At 73.2% G+C, this 20,682-nt stretch carries 17 protein-coding genes; 6 read left to right on the top strand and 11 right to left on the bottom strand.

All coding sequences use genetic code 11. The features are described 5' to 3' along the window. Window positions 1–105: 105 nt before the first annotated feature. The 4 genes from COO58_RS08330 to COO58_RS08315 are packed head-to-tail and all read right to left on the bottom strand — an operon-like array spanning window position 106 to window position 5,638. A complete protein-coding gene (locus COO58_RS08330) occupies window positions 106–2,430 on the bottom strand; it encodes a beta-glucosidase (RefSeq protein ID WP_091574018.1) in 2,325 nt (774 codons plus the stop codon). A 39-nt stretch (window positions 2,431–2,469) separates the two neighbouring features. After that, on the bottom strand, window positions 2,470–3,336 hold the full coding sequence (locus COO58_RS08325; RefSeq protein ID WP_091574017.1) for a carbohydrate ABC transporter permease: 867 nt from the start codon (window positions 3,334–3,336) through the stop codon (window positions 2,470–2,472). Beyond that, window positions 3,333–4,331: a carbohydrate ABC transporter permease gene (locus COO58_RS08320; protein ID WP_098744448.1), complete on the bottom strand. Its 999-nt coding sequence runs from the start codon at window positions 4,329–4,331 to the stop codon at window positions 3,333–3,335. The genes COO58_RS08325 and COO58_RS08320 overlap by 4 nt, the downstream gene beginning before the upstream one ends. Continuing rightward, window positions 4,328–5,638 (bottom strand): ABC transporter substrate-binding protein, encoded by a 1,311-nt coding sequence (locus tag COO58_RS08315; RefSeq protein ID WP_098744446.1) that lies wholly within the window; start codon window positions 5,636–5,638, stop codon window positions 4,328–4,330. The genes COO58_RS08320 and COO58_RS08315 overlap by 4 nt, the downstream gene beginning before the upstream one ends. Window positions 5,639–5,796: 158 nt before the next feature. Here COO58_RS08315 and COO58_RS08310 point away from each other — a divergent pair, with 158 nt between their 5' ends. Continuing rightward, a complete protein-coding gene (locus COO58_RS08310) occupies window positions 5,797–6,777 on the top strand; it encodes a LacI family DNA-binding transcriptional regulator (protein ID WP_172967973.1) in 981 nt (326 codons plus the stop codon). Between the two features lie 12 nt (window positions 6,778–6,789). Here COO58_RS08310 and COO58_RS08305 read toward each other — a convergent pair whose 3' ends face one another. Next, window positions 6,790–7,797 (bottom strand): LacI family DNA-binding transcriptional regulator, encoded by a 1,008-nt coding sequence (locus tag COO58_RS08305; RefSeq protein ID WP_255292556.1) that lies wholly within the window; start codon window positions 7,795–7,797, stop codon window positions 6,790–6,792. Window positions 7,798–7,985: 188 nt separating this feature from the next. Between COO58_RS08305 and COO58_RS08300 the strand changes: the two genes are divergently transcribed. The 3 genes from COO58_RS08300 (at window position 7,986) to COO58_RS08290 (ending at window position 12,625) form a co-directional block, all read left to right on the top strand. Continuing rightward, the gene (locus COO58_RS08300) at window positions 7,986–9,611 is read left to right on the top strand and encodes a glycoside hydrolase family 43 protein (RefSeq protein ID WP_098744442.1); all 1,626 of its coding nucleotides are present in this window, start codon (window positions 7,986–7,988) and stop codon (window positions 9,609–9,611) included. Between the two features lie 107 nt (window positions 9,612–9,718). After that, a complete protein-coding gene (locus COO58_RS08295) occupies window positions 9,719–10,912 on the top strand; it encodes an endo-1,4-beta-xylanase (protein WP_091574011.1) in 1,194 nt (397 codons plus the stop codon). A 264-nt stretch (window positions 10,913–11,176) separates the two neighbouring features. Beyond that, window positions 11,177–12,625 carry an endo-1,4-beta-xylanase gene (locus tag COO58_RS08290; RefSeq protein ID WP_098744440.1) on the top strand — a complete coding sequence of 483 codons (1,449 nt, stop codon included), beginning with the start codon at window positions 11,177–11,179 and terminating at the stop codon, window positions 12,623–12,625. 48 nt (window positions 12,626–12,673) lie between these two features. Here the strand turns inward: COO58_RS08290 and COO58_RS08285 are convergent, their stop codons facing one another. From COO58_RS08285 to COO58_RS08270, 4 genes are all read right to left on the bottom strand, one after another. Then, a complete protein-coding gene (locus COO58_RS08285; protein WP_098744439.1) occupies window positions 12,674–13,234 on the bottom strand; it encodes a DUF5872 domain-containing protein in 561 nt (186 codons plus the stop codon). A 38-nt stretch (window positions 13,235–13,272) separates the two neighbouring features. Beyond that, window positions 13,273–13,779 (bottom strand): hypothetical protein, encoded by a 507-nt coding sequence (locus tag COO58_RS08280; protein ID WP_098744438.1) that lies wholly within the window; start codon window positions 13,777–13,779, stop codon window positions 13,273–13,275. Between the two features lie 66 nt (window positions 13,780–13,845). After that, on the bottom strand, window positions 13,846–14,562 hold the full coding sequence (locus COO58_RS08275; protein WP_098744436.1) for a hypothetical protein: 717 nt from the start codon (window positions 14,560–14,562) through the stop codon (window positions 13,846–13,848). Continuing rightward, window positions 14,555–15,121, bottom strand: coding sequence for an RNA polymerase sigma factor (locus tag COO58_RS08270; RefSeq protein WP_245666338.1), 567 nt, complete (start codon window positions 15,119–15,121; stop codon window positions 14,555–14,557). Before COO58_RS08270 ends, COO58_RS08275 begins: the two co-directional genes overlap by 8 nt. A gap of 82 nt (window positions 15,122–15,203) precedes the next feature. On the opposite strand from COO58_RS08270, the gene COO58_RS08265 reads away from it, so the two are divergent. After that, complete coding sequence (locus tag COO58_RS08265; protein WP_091574006.1) at window positions 15,204–16,778, top strand: FMN-binding glutamate synthase family protein; 1,575 nt, start codon at window positions 15,204–15,206, stop codon at window positions 16,776–16,778. A 12-nt stretch (window positions 16,779–16,790) separates the two neighbouring features. On the opposite strand, the gene COO58_RS08260 is transcribed toward COO58_RS08265, so the two are convergent. Continuing rightward, on the bottom strand, window positions 16,791–18,032 hold the full coding sequence (locus tag COO58_RS08260) for a DUF1501 domain-containing protein (RefSeq protein WP_091574005.1): 1,242 nt from the start codon (window positions 18,030–18,032) through the stop codon (window positions 16,791–16,793). A 12-nt stretch (window positions 18,033–18,044) separates the two neighbouring features. Next, complete coding sequence (locus COO58_RS08255) at window positions 18,045–19,346, bottom strand: DUF1800 family protein (protein ID WP_098744434.1); 1,302 nt, start codon at window positions 19,344–19,346, stop codon at window positions 18,045–18,047. 99 nt (window positions 19,347–19,445) lie between these two features. Here COO58_RS08255 and COO58_RS08250 point away from each other — a divergent pair, with 99 nt between their 5' ends. After that, the gene (locus COO58_RS08250; RefSeq protein ID WP_098744433.1) at window positions 19,446–20,645 is read left to right on the top strand and encodes a sugar efflux transporter; all 1,200 of its coding nucleotides are present in this window, start codon (window positions 19,446–19,448) and stop codon (window positions 20,643–20,645) included. Window positions 20,646–20,682: the final 37 nt, after the last annotated feature.

Raw genomic sequence — 20,682 nt, 5'->3', positions numbered from 1 at the left:
TCGACATAACACCCGATATGCCGTGAAAGCCCCTACAAGGGTGCGGGGCGGGCGGCGGCGTCCCCGCGAGTGGGACACCACCGCCCGCCCCGCGGCGGGCGGCGCTCAGCCGACCTCGGTGGTCGTCCAGCGCGGCGCGGCGTTGGTCACCGCGACCGTGTCACCGACCAGCGTGGTCGACGCCCACGCGTCCCGCCGCACGCTGGTGCCGACCCACACCTCCACGTCCCCGGGCTCCACGACCCGGGTCAGCGTGCGGTCGGAGAAGGCCAGGCGGGTGGTGGGCACCGTCAGCTCGACCGTGACCGCCTCGCCCGGTTCCAGGCGCACCCGCCGGTACCCGAGCAACTGCGCCACCGGCCGGGTCACCGACGCCACCAGGTCGCGGCCGTAGAGCTGGACCACCTCGTCGCCGGCGACCGCTCCGGTGTTGGTCACCCGCACCGTGACGCGCAGCGCCCCGCCGGTCGGTACGGTGGCGGGCACGGTGAGGTCGGTGTGGGCGAACGTGGTGTAGGACAGGCCATGGCCGAACGGCGCCACCGGCGTCGCGGGCAGGTTGGTGCCGTTCATGCCCTCCCCCAGCTCCGGGTGCAGGTACGAGTACGGCTGCGCGCCGGCCGAGCCGGGCAGGGTGACCGGCAGCCGGCCGGACGGGTTGACCCGCCCGGAGAGCACACCCGCGATCGCCCCGGCGCCCTCCTCACCCGGGAAGAACGCCTGCACCACAGCCGCGCACCGGGACAGCGCCCAGCCCAGCGCGTACGGCCGGCCGGTGAGCAGCACGAGGACCACCGGCGTGCCGGTGTCCAGCACCGCCTCGACGAGCTGCCGCTGCACGCCAGGCAGCTCCAGGTCGTCGCGGTCGCAGCCCTCACCGACGGTGCCGCGGCCGAACAGGCTGGCGTGGTCGCCGACCACCAGGACCGCCACGTCGGCGGCGGACGCGGCGGCGACCGCCTCGTCGAACCCGGACCGGTCCGCCGAGTCCACCTCGCAGCCGGCCGCGAAGGTGACCCGGTCGGCGCCGAACTCGGCACGCACCGCCTCCAGCACGGTCGGCACCTCGAAGCCGGTCTCCACCCCCGGGTGGAGGGCCAGCACGTGGTTGAGGAACGAGTAGCAGCCGAACAACGCGCCCTGCCGGTCGGCGTTCGGGCCGACCACCGCCACCCGCCGGCCCTCCGGCAGCGGGAGCACGCCCTCGTTGGCGACCAGGACGACCGACTCCTCGGCGAGCCGGCGGGCGATCGACCGGTGCTCGGGCGAGTCGAGGTCGACCGCGCCCGGTGGCTCGTCGTCGAACGTGGCGTCGAGCAGCCCGAGTTCCTGCTTCTGCCGCAGGACGCGCAGCACCGCCCGGTCGACCAACGCCTCGTCCACAGTGCCGGCCCGCACCGTCCCGGTCAGGGTCAGGTAGGCGTCGCCGGTGGGTAGCTCGATGTCGAGGCCCGCGCTCAGCGCCTGCACGGCCGCGTCCGCGTGGTCGGCCGCGACGTGGTGCAGCAGGTGGAGGAAGGCGACGCCGTAGTAGTCGGCCACCACCGTGCCGTCGAAGCCCCACCGGTCCCGCAGCACACCGGTCAGCAGCGTCGGGTCGGCGGCGGCGGGCACGCCGTCGATCTCCGCGTACGAGTGCATGACGCTGCGCACGCCACCGTCGAGGATCGCCATCTCGAACGGCGGGAGCAGCACGTCGGCCAGCTCCCGGGGGCCGGCGTGCACCGGGGCGAAGTTGCGCCCGGCGCGGGAGGCGGAGTAGCCGGCGAAGTGCTTCACCGTGGCGTGCACCCCCTGTGACTGGAGGCCGCGCACGTACGACGTGCCGATGGTGCCGACCAGGTAGGGGTCCTCGGCGATGCACTCGTCGACCCGGCCCCAGCGCGGGTCCCGGATCACGTCGAGCACCGGCGCCAGTCCCTGGTGGATGCCGAGCGCCCGCATCGAGGACCCGATCGCCGCGGCCATCTCGGTGACGAGGTCCGGGTCGAACGCGGCGCCCCAGGCCAGCGGCGTGGGGAAGGTGGCGGCCTTCCACGCCGACAGCCCGGTGAGGCACTCCTCGTGCACGATCGCCGGGATGCCCAGGCGGGTGCCGGTCACCAGGTCGCGCTGGAACCGCCACAGCCAGGCCGCGCGGGACGCGGCGTCGACCGGGCGGGTGCCGTAGACCCGGGTGAGGTGACCGAGCCCGTGGCGGGAGAAGTCCTCCAACCGGGCGGCGTCGGCGAACTCGCCCTGCAGGGGTGCGACCGCCTCACCGTCCTCCTTCTCCCAGAAGCCGACGAGCTGGGCGATCTTCTCCTCGATCGTCATCCGGGCGAGCAGCTCCCGGACGCGGGCCTCGCCGGCGTGCCCGTCCGACCGGTCGTGGTCCGGGCCTGCCTGAGCCGGCGCCGGCCCGACCACCACCGTGTGGACCTCTGTCATGTTGTGCCTTTCGCTTGGTTGTGCGCGTACCGCTGCCGCTCAGCCCTTGACCGCGCCCTGCAGGCCGCCGACGATCTGCTTCTCGGCGAGCGTGAAGAAGAGCAGGGCCGGCAGCATCGCCAACGACGTGAACGCCAGGACGCCCGCGGTGTCGGTGGTGTACTGGCTGGAGAAGTTCTGCACGCCCAGCGGCAGGGTGTGCAGGCTGACGTCGCCGAGGACGAGCAGCGGCAGCAGGAACGCGTTCCAGCTCGCCACGAACGCGAGGATGCCGACCGTGACGACCGCGGGCCGCGACAGCGGCAGCACGATCCGCCAGAGGAAGCCGAGCCGCCCGGCGCCGTCGATCGCCGCCGCGTCCTCCAGCTCCCGCGGGATGGCGGACAGGAACGGGCGCAGGATGACGATCGTGAGCGGCAGCGAGAAGGCCACCTGCGGAAGGATCACCGCGTAGTAGGAGTTGATCAGGTTCAGGTCACGCAGCAGGAGGTACAGCGGCAGGATCGCCGCGCCGGCCGGGAACAGCAGGCCGAGGGTGAAGAAGGTGTAGAGCGCCTCGCGTCCCCGGAACGTGTACCGGGCCAGCACGAACGCGGCGGCCATGCCGAGCACCACCACACCGAGCGTGGTGCCGAGCGCGACCACGGCGCTGTTGAACGCCTGCCGCCAGAAGTCGCTCTGGGTCAGCACCCGGGAGTAGTTCTCCCAGACCCACGGGTCCGGCAGGCCGGCCGGGTCGGCCACGATCTGCGGCGTGGTCCGGAAACCGCCGACGACGACGTACACGACGGGCGCGATCGACACGGCCGCGACCGCGAGCGCCAGCGCGTACGTCAGCGGCGTGTTCCACTGCACCGGCCGGCGCCCGGCGGAGGGGGCGGGTACGGAGTTCACGGCCACTGTCACTTCCCCTTCCGGGTGATGGCGCCCTCGATGTCACGGCGGAGAAGGAACCGCTGGAACAGCAGCGCCGCGACGAAGGAGATGACGAACAGGATCACGGCCACCGCGTTGCCGTAGCCCCACAGCCGGGCGAAGAAGCCGTTGTCCACCATGTACGTGGCCATGGTGGCGGAGGCGCCGAGCGAGCGCACCGCGGGCACGGAGGTCACCCAGACCATGTCGAAGACCTGCAACGAGCCGATCATCGACAGGAACATCCAGATCCGGATGGTGGGGCCGAGCAGCGGCAGCGTGACGTGGCGCTGGATCTGCCACCAACTCGCGCCGTCGATCTCGGCGGCCTCGTTCAGCTCCGGCGGCACGTTCGACAGGCCGGCGAGCAGGAGGATGATGGCGAAGCCGACGTACTTCCAGGTGAGGACGAACAGCAGGGTCCAGATGACCACGTCGAGGTCGGCCAGCCACGCCTGCACGAAGCCGCCCAGTCCGACCGACCGCAGCAGCGCGTCGAGCGTGCCGCCGTCGGTCAGGATCAGCTTCCACATGATGCCGACGGTGACCTCGGCGAGCACGTACGGCACGAAGACCAGCAGGCGAAACGCCGAGCGTCCGCGGAAGCGGCGGTTGAGCAGCAGGGCGATGCCGAGTGCGACAGGCCCCTGGATGAGCAGCGACCCGAACACGATGATCGCGTTGTTGCGCAGCGCGTCGAGGAAGATCGGGTCCTGGAACGCGAGCGTGTAGTTGCGGAAGCCGACGTACTCGGTGGGCGGGCCGACGCCGCGCCAGCGGAACAGGCTGTAGTAGAACGCGAAGCCCATCGGCACCAGCACGAACAGCACGTAGATGAGGACCGCCGGCGTGGTCAGCCCGATGATCTCGTACCACTTGCGGCGGGTCTCGGCGCGGCGCGAGGCGGCTCGTGCGCCGGGCCGGAGGCCCGCCGGCGGCGCGGTCACGCCGCCGGCGGGCATACGGGTCTGCGATGCGGACGTCACTTGCTTGCGGCCGCCTTCATGGCCGAGACGACCTTCTCAGGTGTCCCGTTGCCGGCGAAGATCGCGACGATCGCGTCGTTCATCGCGTTGCCGACGGTGCTGCCGTAGGCGGTGTCGAGCCAGAGCTGCACGTAGGTGGCGTCGGAGGTGGCCTGGAGGATCGACTTCAGGGCCGGGTCGGTGACGCCGTCGGCCGCGCCCTTGGCGACCGGCAGGCCGGTGCCGGTGGCGGCGTAGCCCTTCTGCACCTCGGGGCTGACGAGGTACTTGAGGAACTCGACGCACTCGGCCGGGGCGTTCTTGGCGCAGGCGAAGCCGTCGCCGCCGCCCAGGGCGGCCTTCGGGTCACCGGCGGAGCCGGAGATCGCCGGCACCGGGAACCAGCCGAGGAACTTGCCCAGAGCCGCCTTGTCGGTGGCGACGGTGTCCAGGGTGCCGCGGTTCCAGTCGCCCATCAGCTCCATCGCGGCCTTGCCGTTGGCGAGCAGGCCGTTGGCGCTGGTCGGGTCGTTCTGGCCCGGCGTGGCGATGAAGTTGTTCTGGAACGGCTTGGTGTCGATGAACGCCTTCAGGTCCTGGCCGGCCTTGACGAAGCACGGGTCGTCGAAGGTCCGGTCGGTGGTGGCCTTCTTCAGCGTGTCGACCGAGCAGGCGCGCAGCGCGAAGTTGTACCACCAGTGCGCGGCGGGCCACTTGTCACCGGCGCCGAGGGCGATCGGGACCACGTTGATGGCCTTGAGCTTGGTGACCGCGGCGTTGAGTTCCTCGAAGGTGGCCGGCGGTGCCGTGATGCCCGCCTTGGCGAACATGTCCTTGTTGTACCAGACGCCCTCGATGCCCATCCGGTACGGCAGGCCGTACTGCTTGCCGTTCACCTGCCAGATCTCCGAGGCGCTGCCGATGTCGGCCACCTCGGCCTTCACCTGGTCGGTGATGTCCTTGAGGTAGTCGGCCTCGACCTGCTCGCGCATCTCGCCGCCGCCCCAGGCCTGGAACACGTCCGGCGGGTCGTTGCTCAGCAGCGCGGCGGGCAGCCGGGTGCGCTGGAGCTGGTTGGTCTCGATCGCCTCGATCTCGATCTTGACGGTCGGGTGGAGCGCGGAGAAGTCCTTGGCGACCTTCTCCCAGTACGTCTTGCCGGGGCCGTCCTGGGAGGCGTTGTGCCACCAGGTGAGCGTCACCGGGTTCTTGTACAGCTCACTTCCCGCGTCCGTCTCGTCGTCGCCACCGCCGTTGCATCCGGTGGCGACCAGGGCGGTTGTCACAAGCAGTGCCAGCACGGCAGCCGCACGGCGCTTCATCGCCATGAATGTCTCCTCGACCACGTAGTCGGGTTACCTGCCGGGGAGTGTTACAGCCACGTAACTCGATGTCAATCGGTATCGATAACGTTTTCGAAACCGTAGCGACGCGGGCGGGCGAGCCCTCTATCATCGTCGGCGTGGTGTTCCCGGAGCGCGTCAAGATGTCGGACGTGGCACGTACCGCCGGCGTCTCGGTGGCAACGGTATCGAAGGTTGTGAATGGCAGGTACGGCGTCGCCCAGGCCACCGTCGAACGCGTGCAGCAGGTCATCCACGACCTGGGGTACGAGGCCGACCTCGGCGCGCAGAGCCTGCGCAGCCACCGCACCAACGTGCTGGGCATCCTGGTCGCCGAGTTCGAGCCGTTCTCGACCGAACTGCTCAAGGGCGCGTCCCGGGAGGTCGCCGGCAGCGGCTACCAACTGCTGGCCTACTCCAGCGGCGACGGCGAGGGCGCGGCCATCGGCTGGGAACGCCGGTCCCTGGCCCGCCTGTCCGGGACGCTCATCGACGGCGCGGTGATCGTGACACCGACCGTGGTGGAGACCAAGCACGGCTTCCACGTGGTGGCCGTCGACCCGCACACCGGCCCGTCCGGCCTGCCCACCGTCGACTCGGACAACTTCGCCGGCGCCGTCCTCGCCACGAACTACCTGCTCTCCCTCGGCCACCGCCGCATCGGACACATCAGCGGACGCCCCGACCTGGAGTCGGCGCGGCTGCGGGAGGCCGGATTCCGCCGGGCCATGGCCGACGCCGGGGTGGCGGTGGACGAGCGGCTCGTGCGCGTCGGCGGCTTCCGCATCGAGAGCGCCGCGAGCACGGCGGCCGAGCTGCTGGCGCTCCCCGACCGGCCGACGGCGATCTTCGCGGGCAACGACCTCTCGGCGATCTCGACGCTGGACGTGGCCCGCGGCGCGGGCCTGACCGTGCCGGACGACCTGTCGGTGATCGGCTTCGACAACGTCCCGGAGTCCGCGTTGGTCGACCCGCCGCTGACGACGATCCGGCAACCGCTGCAACGCATGGGCGCGGAGTCGTTGCGCCTGCTGATCGACCTGATCGCGGGCGTGGAACGCGACACGCACATCCGGCTGCCCACCGAGCTGGTGGTCCGGGCGTCCTGCCGACCCCTGCGCTGAGCCCGGCATCCGTCACCCGGCCGGCCGGGCGGCGCTGTCGCGCACCACCAGCTCGGTGGTCAGCTCCACCCGCCGGCTCTCGGTCCGCTCACCCCGGGCCAGGCGCAGGACCGTGCGGGCGGCGAGCATCCCCATCTCGGCGAGCGGTTGGCGCACGGTGGTCAGCGGCGGCGAGCACCACCGCGCCTCCGGCAGGTCGTCGAAGCCCACGACGCTGACGTCGTCCGGCACCCGCAGGCCGCGTCGGCGTACCGCCTCGTAGGCGCCGAGGGCCATCTGGTCGCTGGCGGCGAAGATCGCGGTGGGCGGATCCGGCAGGGCCAGCAGCCGCTCGCCCCCGGTGAAACCGGCCTCGTGGTAGAAGTTGCCCGGACGGATCAGCTCGTCGTCCACCCCGAGACCGGCGGCCTCCAGGGCCGCCCGGTAGCCGTCCAGGCGGGCCCGGCTGCACATCAGGTGCGCCGGTCCCCCGATGAACCCGATCCGCCGGTGGCCGAGACCGAGCAGGTACTCGGTGGCCCGCAGACTGCCGACCCAGTTGGTCGCGCCGATCGCCGGCGCCTCCTGCGGCGGCACGCCGGCCGGGTCGACGATGACGACCGGGAGGTTGAGCCGGCTCAGCTCCGCCTGCAGCGGCGCCTCCAGGGTCGAGGTCACGAAGATGACGCCCTCGGTCGAGCGGACCCGCAGGTTGTGCAGCCACTGCCGCGCCGACGAGGTACGCCGGTGGATGGCGGACACCACGGTGCCGATGCCGGCCGCGTGCGCGACGTCCTCGACCCCCCGGATGATCTCGACCGCCCACGGGCTGTCCAGGTCGTTGAAGACCAGGTCGATCAGGCCGGAGCTGGCCCGCATGCTCGGCGGACGGCGGCGGTAGCCGTGCCGCGCGAGCAGCTGCTCGATCCGCTCCCGCGTCTGCGGGGAGACGTCGGAGCGGCCGTTGACCACCCGCGAGACCGTCGGCACCGAGACGCCGGCCAGGCGTGCGATCGTCGCGATGGTGACCTTGTCGGACACGGGATCTCCGGAACTTTCAGCGGCGGAGCGGGGAGTTTCCGGCATTGGCCGGTAGGTTACGACCCGTCTGTGCCCCGGTCAAGGCTCCCCGACAGCCGCGTCGAGCCGATACGGTGGGCCGCAACTCCGCACTGTCCGGAGCGGAAGTTCCGGAACGTCGTCAGTGGACCGAGCCCGAGGAGTCGCCGATGTCGACCGAGATCGCCCCCCTGCCCGCCGTCACCCGGTCGATCCGCAACCCGGTCCTCACCGGGTTCCACCCGGATCCCTCGATCCTGCGCGTGGGCGACGACTACTACCTGGCCACCTCGACCTTCGAGTGGTACCCGGGGGTCGGGATCCACCACTCCCGCGACCTGGTGCACTGGCGCCCCCTCGGCGGGATCGTCACCGAGCGCCGGCTGCTGGACCTGCGGGGCTGCGGGGACTCCAACGGGGTGTGGGCGCCGGACCTGACCTGGCACGACGGGTTGTTCCACCTCGTCTACAGCGACGTCGCCAGCTTCGCCAGCGGCTACTGGGACCCGCAGAACTACCTGACCACCGCCCCGGACATCGGCGGGCCCTGGTCGGACCCGGTGAAGCTGCACGCGCACGGCTTCGACGCGGCGCTGTTCCACGACACCGACGGCAGCACCTGGCTGCTGAGCCTGAGCGCGGACTGGCGACCGGGCCGGGACCGCTTCGGGGGGATCGAGATCCAGCGCTACGACCGCGAGCGAGGACGGCTGGTCGGCGAGGCGCGGATCATCTTCCACGGCACCTCGGCCGGGCTGACCGAGGGTCCGCACCTCTACCGGCGCGACGGCTGGTACTGGCTGGTCACGGCCGAGGGCGGGACCAGTTGGAAGCACCAGGTCACGGTCGCCCGCTCCCGCCACCTGTTCGGCCCGTACCTGGCCGACCCGAGGGGGCCGCTGCTCACCTCCGCCGGCCGGCCGGACCTGCGGCTGCAGAAGGCGGGCCACGGGTGCCTGGTCGAGACGCAGCAGGGCGACTGGTACCTCGCCCACCTGGTGGCCCGCCCCTACTCCCCGCTGGGCAACTGCGTCCTCGGGCGGGAGACCGCGATCCAGCGGGTCGACTGGCCGGCCGGGCAGTGGCCGACCGTGCCCGGTCGCGTGCCGGCCGACACCGTCGCGGCGCCGGACCTGCCCGCGCATCCCTGGCCGGAGGAGCCGGCCACCGACCACTTCGACGGGCCCACGCTGTCCGCCCGCTGGTCGACGCTGCGCCGCCCGGCCGGCGACGACTGGCTGGACCTGTCGGCGCGCCCGTCGCACCTGCGGCTGCACGGCGGGCAGTCCCCGGTGGGCCGGCAGACGCCGAGCCTGGTCGCCCGCCGGGTCGGCGCCGAGCGGTGCGTGCTGGAGACCGTCGTCGAGTTCGACCCGGCCGACCACCGGCAGCTGGCCGGCGTCACCGCCTACTACAACACCACCAACTGGCATCACCTCTACCTCACCCGGGCCGACGACGGCCGCCGGGTGCTCGAGCTGCTGAGCTGCGACCGGGGCCGGCGGACCGCGTATCCGGAACTCACCGTGGACGCCGGCGACGGCGCGCGGGTCGGGCTGCGGGCGCGGTTCGACGGGCCGGTGGTCCGCTTCGGGTACGACCTGGGCGACGGCTGGCGGGACCTGCCGGTCGACCTGGACGCGACGATCCTCTCCGACGAGCACGCCGCCCTGGTCGTCGACGGCGAGCCGGCCGCCTGGGGCTTCACCGGCGCGTTCCTCGGCCTCTGGGTGCAGGACCTCGGGGGCGACGGCGGGTACGCCGACTTCGACCACGCCACCTACCGGCAGGAGTGAGCGTCCCGGAGGGACGGTTGACGACCGACATCGACGTCCGTAGTGTTCCGGATCACTTTCGGAAGTATCCCGGAAGTTTCGGAACCGTCCCTCCGGAAGGAACGACCATGAAGCTGAGACGCTGGATCGTCGCCGGCGCGGTCGCCGTGGCCACCGTCGCCGCCCTCAACGTCGCCCCCGCCACCGCCGGCCGCCCGTACGATCCGGCCGCGCAGAGCCTGCGCGCGCTGGCCCAGCGGCACGGCCTGTACATCGGCACCGCGGTGGACATGGACGCGCTCGCCGACCCCGCCGACCCGCGCTACCGCGAGCTGGCCGGGTCCGAGTTCTCCACCGTCACCGCCGAGAACGCGATGAAGTGGGAGAGCCTGGAGCCGACCCGGGGAACCTACAACTGGGCACCGGCCGACCAGCTGGTCGACTTCGCCCGCCAGCACGGCCAGCGGGTCCGCGGCCACGTGCTGGTCTGGCACAACCAGCTGCCGGCCTGGCTCACCGAGGGGGTCACGGACGGCTCGATCGACAAGGCCGAGCTGCGCCGGATCCTGCGCGACCACATCACCGCGGTGGTGCGCCACTTCAAGGGCCGGATCTGGCAGTGGGACGTGGTGAACGAGGCGGTCAGCGACCCCTGGGACACCCCCTCCACGCTGCACTACAAGGGCTTCTGGGCGGAGAACCTCGGTCCCGGCTACATCGCTGACGCGTTCCGCTGGGCCCGAGCCGCCGACCCGAAGGCGCTGCTGTTCTACAACGACTACAACATCGAGGCGTTCGGCTCCGGCAACCCGGCCGACGACAAGACGCAGTTCGTCTACGAGATGGCCCGTGACCTGCGCGCCCGTGGGGTGCCGATCGACGGGGTCGGCAGCCAGGGACACCTGGGCACCCAGTACGGCAACTACGACACCCTCCAGGTCGCCGCAGCGCTGCGCAGGTTCGCCGGCCTGGGACTGGCCACCGCGTTCACCGAGGTCGACGTGCGCAGCCAGCTCACCGCCGGGGTCCAGGCGGGTGACTCCGCCGAGATCAACCCACGGTTGCAGGCGTCCGCGGCGAACTTCAGCACGTTGCTGCGGGCCTGCCTGGCCGAGCGGCACTGCCTGTCGTTCACGCTCTGGGGCTTCACCGACCGGCACTCCTGGGTGCCGGACTGGTTCGAGAACCCGCCGGAGGGGCTGGCCACCGCGTACGACGAGAACTACCGGCCCAAGCGCGCGTACCAGGAGATGAAGGCCGACCTCATCTTCTCCGGCCCGCCGTTCGTGCTGCCGCGCGTCCCGCAGCAGCCGCGCCGGTAGCGCGTCCCGACTGTCGCGGCGGGGCCGATCCTCCGGCGGGCCCCGCCGCGACCTTCCGGAAATCGTTGACGTTGTTGCGGCCCGATGCGGAGAATGACGGTCGCGAATGGAGCCCTCCCGCGCGGAGCGGCCTCCGACCGACTCACGGTGGCGGGGAACGCACCCCGGCACGCGCGGCCCCGGGCAGCCGCGCCGCGCCGGCGCCGTGGCGGGCAAGTCGTCGGAGCGGGCTCCTCATCCACCACCCGTGAGAAAGGCTTCGTGATGGACAAGGTGCTCGCCCGCGGCAGCGGGAGCCCGACCGCCCGATACCGGCCGTGTGCCGCCCTGCTGTCGGCCGCCGTCGGCGCCGCGCTGGTCGCGGCCACGGTCGCGGTGGCGACCAGCGCCAGCGCCGGGACCACCCTGGGCGCGGCGGCGGCGGAACAGGGCCGCTACTTCGGCACCGCGGTGGCCGCGAACAAGCTGTCGGACGCCACGTACGTCGGCATCCTGAACCGCGAGTTCAACATGGTCACCCCCGAGAACGAGATGAAGTGGGACGCCACCGAGCCGTCCCAGGGCCAGTTCACCTACACCAACGCCGACCGGATCGTCGCCCACGCCCAGGCCAACGGCATGCGGGTACGCGGCCACGCGCTGGCCTGGCACTCGCAGCAGCCCGGCTGGGCGCAGAACCTGTCCGGCAGCGCGCTGCGTCAGGCGATGGTCAACCACATCACCCAGGTCGCCACCCACTACAAGGGCAAGATCTACGCCTGGGACGTGGTCAACGAGGCGTTCGACGACGGCAGCGGCGGCCGCCGCGACTCCAACCTCCAGCGCACCGGCAACGACTGGATCGAGGTGGCGTTCCGCACCGCGCGCGCCGCCGACCCGGGCGCCAAGCTCTGCTACAACGACTACAACACCGACAACTGGAACTGGGCCAAGACCCAGGGCGTCTACAACCTGGTCAAGGACTTCAAGGCCCGGGGCGTGCCGATCGACTGCGTCGGCCTGCAGTCGCACTTCAACAGCGGCTCGCCGTACCCGAGCAACTACCGCACCACGTTGCAGAACTTCGCCGCCCTCGGCGTCGACGTGCAGATCACCGAACTCGACATCGAGGGTTCGGGCAGTGCCCAGGCCACCACGTACGCCAACGTGGTCAAGGACTGCCTGGCCGTGTCGCGGTGCACCGGCATCACCGTCTGGGGGATCCGGGACAGCGACTCCTGGCGGGCCAGCGGCACCCCGCTGCTCTTCGACGGCAACGGCAACAAGAAGGCGGCCTACACCGCCGCGCTCGACGCGCTCAACGCCGGCGGCACGCCGCCGCCGACCACGACGCCGCCGACAACCACGCCCCCGACCACGACTCCGCCGACGACCACGCCGCCGACCACCACCGCGCCGCCCTCGACTCCCCCGCCCACCGGCGGCGGGTGCACCGCGTCGCTCACCACGAACCAGTGGCCCGGCGGCTTCGTCACCACCGTCCGCGTCACCGCCGGCGCGGGCGCGCTCAACGGGTGGACGGTGACGCTCACCGTGCCGTCGGGCTCGGCGGTCACCAACACGTGGAGCGCCCAGGCCAGCGGCGCCAGTGGCGCGGTGACGTTCCGCAACGTCGCCTACAACGGCCAGGTCGGTGCCGGCGGCAGCACCGAGTTCGGTTTCCAGGGGACCGGCACGGCCCCCTCCGGCACGCCCACCTGCGCGGCGGGCTGACCGAGGTGGCCCGGCGCGGGGAGGCCGCGCCGGGCCACGCCGTCGTGTTCAGGCCGCGCGGCGCCGGCCGAGTTCCGACTCCAGGCGTCCGATCAGCGTCTTGCGGGCCTTGCCCCCGCGTTCCCGGCGCAGCGCCGCGTTCAGCTGACGCGTGTCGAGGCCCCGCACGAGTCTGACCGCCTCGGCCACCGGCAGCTCGTTCACCTGCTCCGCCGCCGTCGCGTCCCGGCGGGCCCGCTTCGCCGGGCCGGTGTTCGACACGTACTGCCGGCCGGAGCGCGACGCCCGCCGCTTGCGGGTGTCGGTCGCCTGGCGTTCCTTCTCCGACAGCTCTTCCCAGGCCTGTTTCGGCAGGTAACGGCGGGTTTCGCCGTCCTTGCGCGCGCGGGTGTCCCCCGACCGGGTCTGCCACTGCTCGCCGCCCCAGCGTTGCAGCGAGCGCTGCCGCTCGTCCTTCGGTCCCTCGAAGCCCCCGCCGCGCTTCTTGTACTCGTTCGTCAGCAGCTGCGACTTGCGGGCGGACCACTGCCCCGGCCGCCCACCCTTGTCGGAGGCCTTGATCTCGTCCTTGAGCCGTTCCCGCAGCTCGGGCCTGGTGTACTTCGCCATGCCCGGGCGTTACCCGCGCCGGGCGCGACCATGCCGGGTCAGCCGGCCGCGGAGCGGTAGGTGAGGTCCAGGGTGTCGACCCGGCCGGACCAGTCCAGTCGCAGGTGCCAGCACCCGGGCGCCGGGAGGTCGAGGATGGACGGTCCGGGCCCGCCGGCCACCTTCCGCGTGACCCGGGTGGCGGTGCCGTCCCGGGTCGCGGTGATCACCAGGGTGGCGGACGTCGCCGGGTCGGTCGCGCCCGGCGCGGGGCGCGCCACCCAGAGGACCTTGTTGGCCGGCCCGTCGCCGCGGCCGTGGGTGAGCGGATGCCCGAACAGGACCGCGACGATGTCACCCCGGGCGCCGAGCACGTGCGGCACCCGGGTGTCGCCGCTGAAGCCGGCGTCCGCCCACTCCGGCAGCGGGCCGGTGTCCAGCCGCGAGGGGCAGCCCGTCGACGCGGCGGAGGCGACGTCGGACGGAGGCGGGTCCGGCGGCCCCGCGGTCGTGCAGCCGGCCAGCACCACCACCGACACCACCAGGACCCGGCCCGGACGCGACATCGCGTACCCCCGATCGACGACGAACCTCGCCAGCAGGACACCGGCCGCGCCCGGAAGGTTCCCGCCTCAGCCCAGCGAGCCCGCGATCCCGATCGCCTCGTCCCGCCCGAGGTCGCCCTCCAGCCGGTAGCTCACCCCGGCGTGCTGCCAGATCAGCGTCGCGGCGGACAGGCGCGCGGTGGCCACCCGCACCGTCCCGCCCCGGTCCACGTACGCGAGCGCGTGCGGGCCGCCGACCCAGATCGCGAAGTCGCCGCGCACCTGGGTGAACGTGACGTCCGCCCCGGCCGCCTGCTTGTGGAACACGGGGTCGAGCGCGCCGTCGAAGGCGTCCAGCCGCAGCGCGCCGCCCCGCCAGAGCAGGCTCGCGACCCGGTGGCCGCCGGCGTCGTCCGGGTCGGCCACCAGCACCCGCTCCGGTGCGCCGAGCCGGGCCGGCACCCGGATCGGGAAGCGGACCTGCCGTTGGGCCTCGACCAGCGCGACCGGGCGCTGCCCCGGCGGCGGCGACGGGGCGCCGTCGGGGGGCGGTGGCGTGGACGACGTGTCGACGACCACGCCGGCGAAGCGCAGCAGCCCGGCCACCGCGTCGGCCAGGGCGGCCCGGCCCGGCGGCAGCGCCACCACGAGCAGGACGGCGAGCGCGGCGGCCACCCGGTACCGCCACCGGCGTCGCGGCGCCGGCTCGGCGAGGCGGGCGCGGACCCGGGCGGTCACGTCCGGCGAGCCGGCCGGCTCCAGCCACGCGGCCAGGTCGCGCAGCTCCCGCTCCAGGTCATCCACGGCGCACCACCTCGCGGTCGAGCAGGCCGCGCAGCTTCGCCAGCGCCCGGTGGGTCCGCGACTTCACCGTGCCCCGGGGAAGCCCCAGCACGGTCACGGTCTCCTCCTCGCCGAGGTCGAGCAGGTAGCGGCAGACGATCACCTCGCGGTCGCGCGCCGGCAGGCGGCGCAGCGCGTCCACCAGCGCGGCCCGTCGCTCGGCGGCGAGCACCGCGTCGAGGCCGTCGTCGGTGGTGGCGTCCGTCGTCGGGCCGGCCGTCGCCGCGCGCAGCGTCAGCCCGTGCCGCCGGGTACGCGACCGGTGCAGGTTCCGGCTCTCGTTCGCCACGATGGCCAGCAGCCACGACCGGAACGACGCCTCGCCCCGGTAGCGGGACAGCTTCCGGTACGCCTTCACGAACGCCTCCTGGACCACGTCCTCGGCGTCCGGACCGGCACCGAGCAGCAGCGCGGTCCGGTACGCGGACGCGGTGTGCCGGGCGACCAGGAGGTCGTACGCCTCCCGGTCACCGGCGCGTACGCGGGTGACGATGTCGTCGTCGTCCAGGGCGACCTCCACCTCGGTCCACCGTCATGACACCGCGCGCGCCGCCCGGGTTCCACGGAGTTTGACCGGTGGCCGTGGCGGAAAGAGTGGCGGGATGAGCTGGGCCAGGAGAGCCGTACCCGCCGCCGTCGCCGCCGTGGCCGCGATCGCCGCGCGCGACCTGCTGCAACGTGACCACGCGCTGCGGCGCAACTTCCCCGTCCTCGGGCACGCCCGCTACCTGATCGAGTCGATCGGGCCGGAGCTGCGCCAGTACGTCGTGGCCGGCAACGACGAGGAACGGCCGTTCACCCGCGACCAGCGGCGCTGGGTGTACGCCTCGGCGAAGCAGGAGAACAACTACTTCGGGTTCGGCACCGACAACGACATCGAGCACACGGCCGGCTATCCGATCATCAAGCACCGGACGTTCGGCCGGGCGGTGCCACCGTCGGCTCCGGGCGCCGGGCACGACGTGACGTTGCCCTGCGCCAAGGTGCTGGGTGCGGCGCGCGGCCGGCCGGGCGCCTTCCGTCCGGAGTCGGTGGTCAACATCTCCGGAATGAGTTTCGGCTCGCTCTCCGGCAACGCGGTGGAGGCGCTCAACCGGGGCGCCGCGCTGGCCGGCTGCCTGCAGAACACCGGCGAGGGTGGGCTGTCGCCCCACCACCGCAAGGGCGGCGAGCTGGTCTTCCAGCTGGGCACCGCCTACTTCGGGTGCCGGGACGAACGCGGCCGGTTCAGCCTGGACCGGCTCAAGGACCTGGTCGCCGGCGCGCCGGTGCGGGCGCTGGAGATCAAGCTCAGCCAGGGCGCGAAGCCCAGCCTCGGCGGCCTGCTGCCGGCCGCGAAGGTCTCCGCCGAGATCGCCGCCACCCGGGGCATCCCCCAGGGCCAGGACTGTGTCAGCCCGTCCCGGCACGCCGAGTTCTCCGACTGCGACAGCCTGCTGGACTGGGTGGAGCTGCTCGCCGCCGAGACCGGCCTGCCGGTGGGCATCAAGTCCGCCGTCGGTGACCTGGGCTTCTGGGAGGAACTGGCCACGCTGATGCGGGACACCGGCCGGGGCGTGGACTTCGTGACCGTCGACGGCGGCGAGGGCGGCACCGGCGCCGCCCCGCTGATCTTCAGCGACTCGGTCTCGTTGCCGTTCCAGCAGGGCTTCTCCCGGGTCTACCGGACCTTCGCCGAGCGCGACCTGCACGAGCAGGTGGTGTTCGTCGGCGCCGGCAAGCTCGGCCTGCCGGACAACGCGGTGGTGGCGTTCGCGCTCGGCGCCGACATGGTCAACGTCGGCCGGGAGGCCATGCTGGCGATCGGCTGCATCCAGGCGCAGAAGTGCCACACCGACACCTGTCCCACCGGCGTCGCCACCCAGAACGCCTGGCTGGCGCGAGGGCTGGACCCGGCCCGCAAGTCGGTGCGGGCCGCCAACTACATCCGTACGCTGCGTCGCGACCTGGTCAAGGTCGCGGAGGCGTGCGGCGTCGAGCATCCCGGGCTGATCGGCACCGACGCCGTCGAGATCCTGGACGGCCGCACCGCCTCCACCCCGCTGGATCAGGTGTACGGCTACCGGCCGGAGTGGGGGCTGCCGTCGGCGGCCGACCGGGCGGAGATCGTTCGGCTGATGACCGCCGAGGGGCCGCGCGGCGGCAGCGCACCCCCCTCCCCCACCGCCGTCGGGTGAGCGGGCGCGAGGTCAGAGCACGCCGGTGAGCCGCCCCCGCCAGTCGCCCAGGATCGCGCCCGGATCGGTGTCCAGCACCCGCTCCAGCAGCGTGGCGTAGACGTCCCGGAAGTCGGTGGTGTGCTTCAGGTCGCCGTCGTCGAGGTCGGTCAGGCTGGGCGGCTCGCCGTACAGGCCGCCGTCGACCGGCGCGCCGAGCAGCAGCACGTTCGAGGCGGTGCCGTGGTCGGTGCCGTCGGAGGCGTTGGCCCGTACCCGGCGGCCGAACTCCGAGTAGACCGCCACCACCACCTTCCGCCCGGCCTCGGTGCGGGCCATCCGGTCGGCGAAGCGGGTCAGGGCGCCGTCGAGCTGCCCGAGGAGCACCTGCTGGAGTTGCTTCTCGTCGGCGTGGGTGTCGAAGCCGCCGAGCGAGACGGAGAACACCCGCGTGGTCACGTTGGCCTCGACGCACCGGGCGACCAGGTCGAGCTGCGCGTCCAGGGAGGCCCGGGCGCCACCGGTGGCGGTGGCCGGCGCGGTCTCCCCGTCGTCCTCGGCCTCCTCCCCCGCCGGCGTGGCACGCACCTGAGCGACCATCGCGTCCACCGCGCGCAGGTCGGCGAAGCAGGCCGCGGCGCGGGCCCGGGCGGGCGAGTCGTCCGGCGCGGCGGCGGCGAGCGCGGTGAGCGTCTCCGCGCCGAGTTGCGGGGCGGTCTCCCGGTCCGTCACCGGCACCGACGCCCCGGCCCCGCGTTCCCCGGCCAGCAGGGGCGGCAGGGCGGGCTCGAACGAGACGGCGAGCCGGGGATCGCCACCGGCCCGGTCCAGCCAGCGGCCGAGCCAGCCGGTGGTGCCGGGCCGGTCGGGCTGGGCGGTCTGCCAGATGTCCATGGACCGGAAGTGACTGCGGTCGGCCTTCGGGTAGCCGACGCCCCGCACCACGGCGAGCCGGCCCGTGCCGTACGCGCGGTGCAGGCCGGCAAGCGCCGGGTTGAGTCCGAAGCCGTCGTCGAGCCGCAGCACGTCCTCGGCGGCGTACGCCAGATCGGGTCGCGCGTCCCGGTAGGCGGGGTCGGCGTACGGGACGACCGTGTTCAGGCCGTCGTTGCCGCCGTACAACGTCACCAGGACCAGCGTGCGGGCCTCGGGATCCCGGTCGCCGGCGGTGGCGAGCAGGTCGTTCAGGCGGTACGCGGCGGCGCCGCCGGCCAGGGCGGTCGCACCGACCACACCGCTGGCCACCAGGAACCGCCGTCGGGTCAGGACGTCCACGGATCGCTCCTCTCAACTGACCGCGTACTCGGGGCTGACCAGACCGGCCACCAGCAGCCGGCGCGGTTGTCCGGCCAGCGGGACCAGGGCGGACCGGGTGCGGTCGCTCCACCGGTCGACCACCAGCAGGCGGGCCATCGCCTCGGGCCGACCGGCCGGCGGCGCGGCGGTGAGCCGGGCCAGCATCGCCGGGTCGGCGACGGCGGTCAGGTGGTCGGCCACCCGGAGCCGGGCCTGCAGGGACGACGTGGTCAGCCACGCCGTCCCAGCCGGCCAGCCGCCGACGCTCGGCGGACGCAGCGGCACCTGGTCCAGGGCGTTCAGTCCGGTCAGGAGCCGACGCCGCCCCGCCTCGGGCAGCGCCGACGGCCGGACACCGAGCTGCCGGGCCGCGCCGACCAACCACTCGACGGGCTGCTTGACCAGCGTGTCCCGGGTCTGCGCGAACGCCGGGGCGGTGAAGATCCGGCGCAGGGTGCCGACGGTGTCCGGGCCGGCGAGGTCCGCCGGCGCCGGCACCTGCGCGCCGGCGTAGCGGAACCACAGCCGGCCGGCCACGAACCGGGCGGTCTCCGGGCGGCCGGCGAGCAGCGCGGCGTACGAGCCGGCGTCGAAGGCGGCACTGCGGCCGAGGATCGTCTTGCGGCCCGGGTCGTGCCGACGGGGCACGAAGCGGGCGACCCCGGTCCGCCGGTCCACCGTCCAGCCGGTGAGCGCCCGCGCGCCCTCCTTCACGTCGGTCTCGTCGTAGCCTCCGCCGATGCCGAGCGTGAACAGCTCCATCAGTTCCCGGGCCAGGTTCTCGTTCGGCGCCCGCCGGGTGTTCTGCTGCCCGTCGAGCCAGAGGATCAACGCCGGGTCACGCACCATGGCGTCCACCAGCGGGGCCAGCGGTCCGCGACCGAGCCGGCGCAGCGTCTCGAGCTGGCGCAGCATCAGCGGCGCCGAGCGCACCTTCTGCACGCTGGTCGCCCAGTGCCCGTGCCAGAAGAACAGCAGCTTCTCGTCGCACTGGTGCTCGGCGGCGACCATCCGCGCCAGCCACCAGTCGGTGAGCGCGGTCGCCTGTTCGCGGCGCCGGCGGTTGGCCTGCTGACGCTGCTCGCGCGTGGCTGACTTGTCGAGCGCCGCCGCCGGGTCCGGGCCGAGCTCGGGTGGCGGGGTCGCCGCCGCGCCCCGGTCCGCTCCGGCGGGGTCGAGCAGCCGGTCGAGGGTGGCGGCGAAGCCGGCCCGTTCGGCGGCGTCCACCTCCTCGGCGGTCGGCCCGAACGTCGCCCGCCGCAGCAGGTGTGCCACCGCTTCCCGTTCCGTCATGTGCGCCGACGCTAGCCGGGGCATGTTCGAGGACGGTAAGGGCGCCGTGCGGGTCGCGTGCGGAGAGGGCTGTCACCGGTGCGGCGTACAGTCCGCCGCATGGCTGTGGACACCAGGCCGGCGGCGCGCGCCGGCCGCCTCCGGCTGCTCCCGCTGGCGCTGATGTTCCTCAGCGTCGGCCTGTCCGTCGCCGTGGTGCTGCCGTTCCTGTCGCTGTTCCTCGACAGCGAGGTCGGCGCGGATCCGCTGCGGGTGACCGTGTTCCTGGTCGTCGCGCCGCTGTCCGGCGTCACGGTCTCCACGCTGGTCGGCCGCCTGTCGGACCGACGGCCGATCCGTCGCCGGCTGCTCGTCGGCGCGGCGCTGGCCGGGATGGTGGGCGCCGGCCTGACCGCGGTCGTGCGGGACTACTGGGTCCTGCTGGGGCTGACCGCGACCGCCGTCGCGTTGGCCAACTCGCTGTTCCCGCAGTCGTTCGCCTACGCCCGCCAGCTCCTCGACCGGGACAGTCCGGGCCGGGCCGCCCTGGGCATCAGCGTGCTGCGTACCGTGTTCTCGCTGGCCTGGGTGGCCGGTCCGGCGTTGGCCGCGGTCCTGCTCTCCGTCGGCGGGTTCCGGCTGGTCTACGGCGTCGCGGCCGGCCTGTACGCGGCGGCGGCGTTGCTGGCCGCGTTCCGGTTGGAGGAGCTGCCCGTCCCGGCCCGACCGGCGGCCGACGTTCCCGGCGTCGAGGCGCCCGGCGCGTCGCGGTGGCGGCTGGTGTTCACCGTGGTCGCCTTCGTCCTGGTGCAGTGCCCGATGACGCTCGGTGTGCAGGCGATGCCGCTGTTCATCGGCCGGGACCTGGGCGGCGAGCCGGCCGACGCGGGGCTCGTGCTGGGCCTGTGCGCGGCGTTGGAGATCCCGCTGATGCTCGGGTTGGGCGTGTTGACCGCGCGGGTCCGGCTGCGGACGCTGATCCTGCTCGGCGCCGGTTGCGGCGTCGCCTACTACGCGGTCGCCGCCGCGGCACCGACCGTCGCGGTGCTGCTGCTGGCGCAGCCGGTCAACGCGATGTTCATCGCCGCGGTGTCGGGCGTCGCCATCACCTACGTGCAGGATCTGCTGCCGGGCCAACCCGGTCGGGCGACCACGCTGTTCACCAACTCGTTCCCGATCGGCGCCATGCTCGCCGGTCCGCTGCTCGGGATCGCGGCGCAGGTCGGCTACCGCTGGGCGTACGGGATGAGCACGGCGTTGTGCGCCGGCGGCCTGCTGGTCCTGCTGCTGACCCGACCCCGTCCGCCGGCACGGGCGTGACGGTTCCCCGCCGGGACGGCCCGGCGTCGGGCCCGGC

The organism is Micromonospora sp. WMMA1996 (assembly GCF_002573675.1).
Classification (GTDB): Bacteria; Actinomycetota; Actinomycetes; order Mycobacteriales; family Micromonosporaceae; genus Micromonospora; species Micromonospora sediminicola.
This window is presented reverse-complemented; position numbering and strand designations above follow the sequence as displayed.

Excerpts from the sequence above, each read along its gene's own strand:
- COO58_RS08330 (WP_091574018.1), bottom strand. The coding sequence starts at position 2,430 with ATGACAGAGGTCCACACGGTGGTGGTCGGGCCGGCGCCGGCTCAGGCA.
- COO58_RS08315 (WP_098744446.1), bottom strand. The coding sequence starts at position 5,638 with ATGGCGATGAAGCGCCGTGCGGCTGCCGTGCTGGCACTGCTTGTGACA.
- COO58_RS08310 (WP_172967973.1), top strand. The coding sequence starts at position 5,797 with ATGTCGGACGTGGCACGTACCGCCGGCGTCTCGGTGGCAACGGTATCG.
- COO58_RS08300 (WP_098744442.1), top strand. The coding sequence starts at position 7,986 with ATGTCGACCGAGATCGCCCCCCTGCCCGCCGTCACCCGGTCGATCCGC.
- COO58_RS08295 (WP_091574011.1), top strand. The coding sequence starts at position 9,719 with ATGAAGCTGAGACGCTGGATCGTCGCCGGCGCGGTCGCCGTGGCCACC.
- COO58_RS08290 (WP_098744440.1), top strand. The coding sequence starts at position 11,177 with ATGGACAAGGTGCTCGCCCGCGGCAGCGGGAGCCCGACCGCCCGATAC.
- COO58_RS08285 (WP_098744439.1), bottom strand. The coding sequence starts at position 13,234 with ATGGCGAAGTACACCAGGCCCGAGCTGCGGGAACGGCTCAAGGACGAG.
- COO58_RS08280 (WP_098744438.1), bottom strand. The coding sequence starts at position 13,779 with ATGTCGCGTCCGGGCCGGGTCCTGGTGGTGTCGGTGGTGGTGCTGGCC.
- COO58_RS08265 (WP_091574006.1), top strand. The coding sequence starts at position 15,204 with ATGAGCTGGGCCAGGAGAGCCGTACCCGCCGCCGTCGCCGCCGTGGCC.
- COO58_RS08255 (WP_098744434.1), bottom strand. The coding sequence starts at position 19,346 with ATGACGGAACGGGAAGCGGTGGCACACCTGCTGCGGCGGGCGACGTTC.
- COO58_RS08250 (WP_098744433.1), top strand. The coding sequence starts at position 19,446 with ATGGCTGTGGACACCAGGCCGGCGGCGCGCGCCGGCCGCCTCCGGCTG.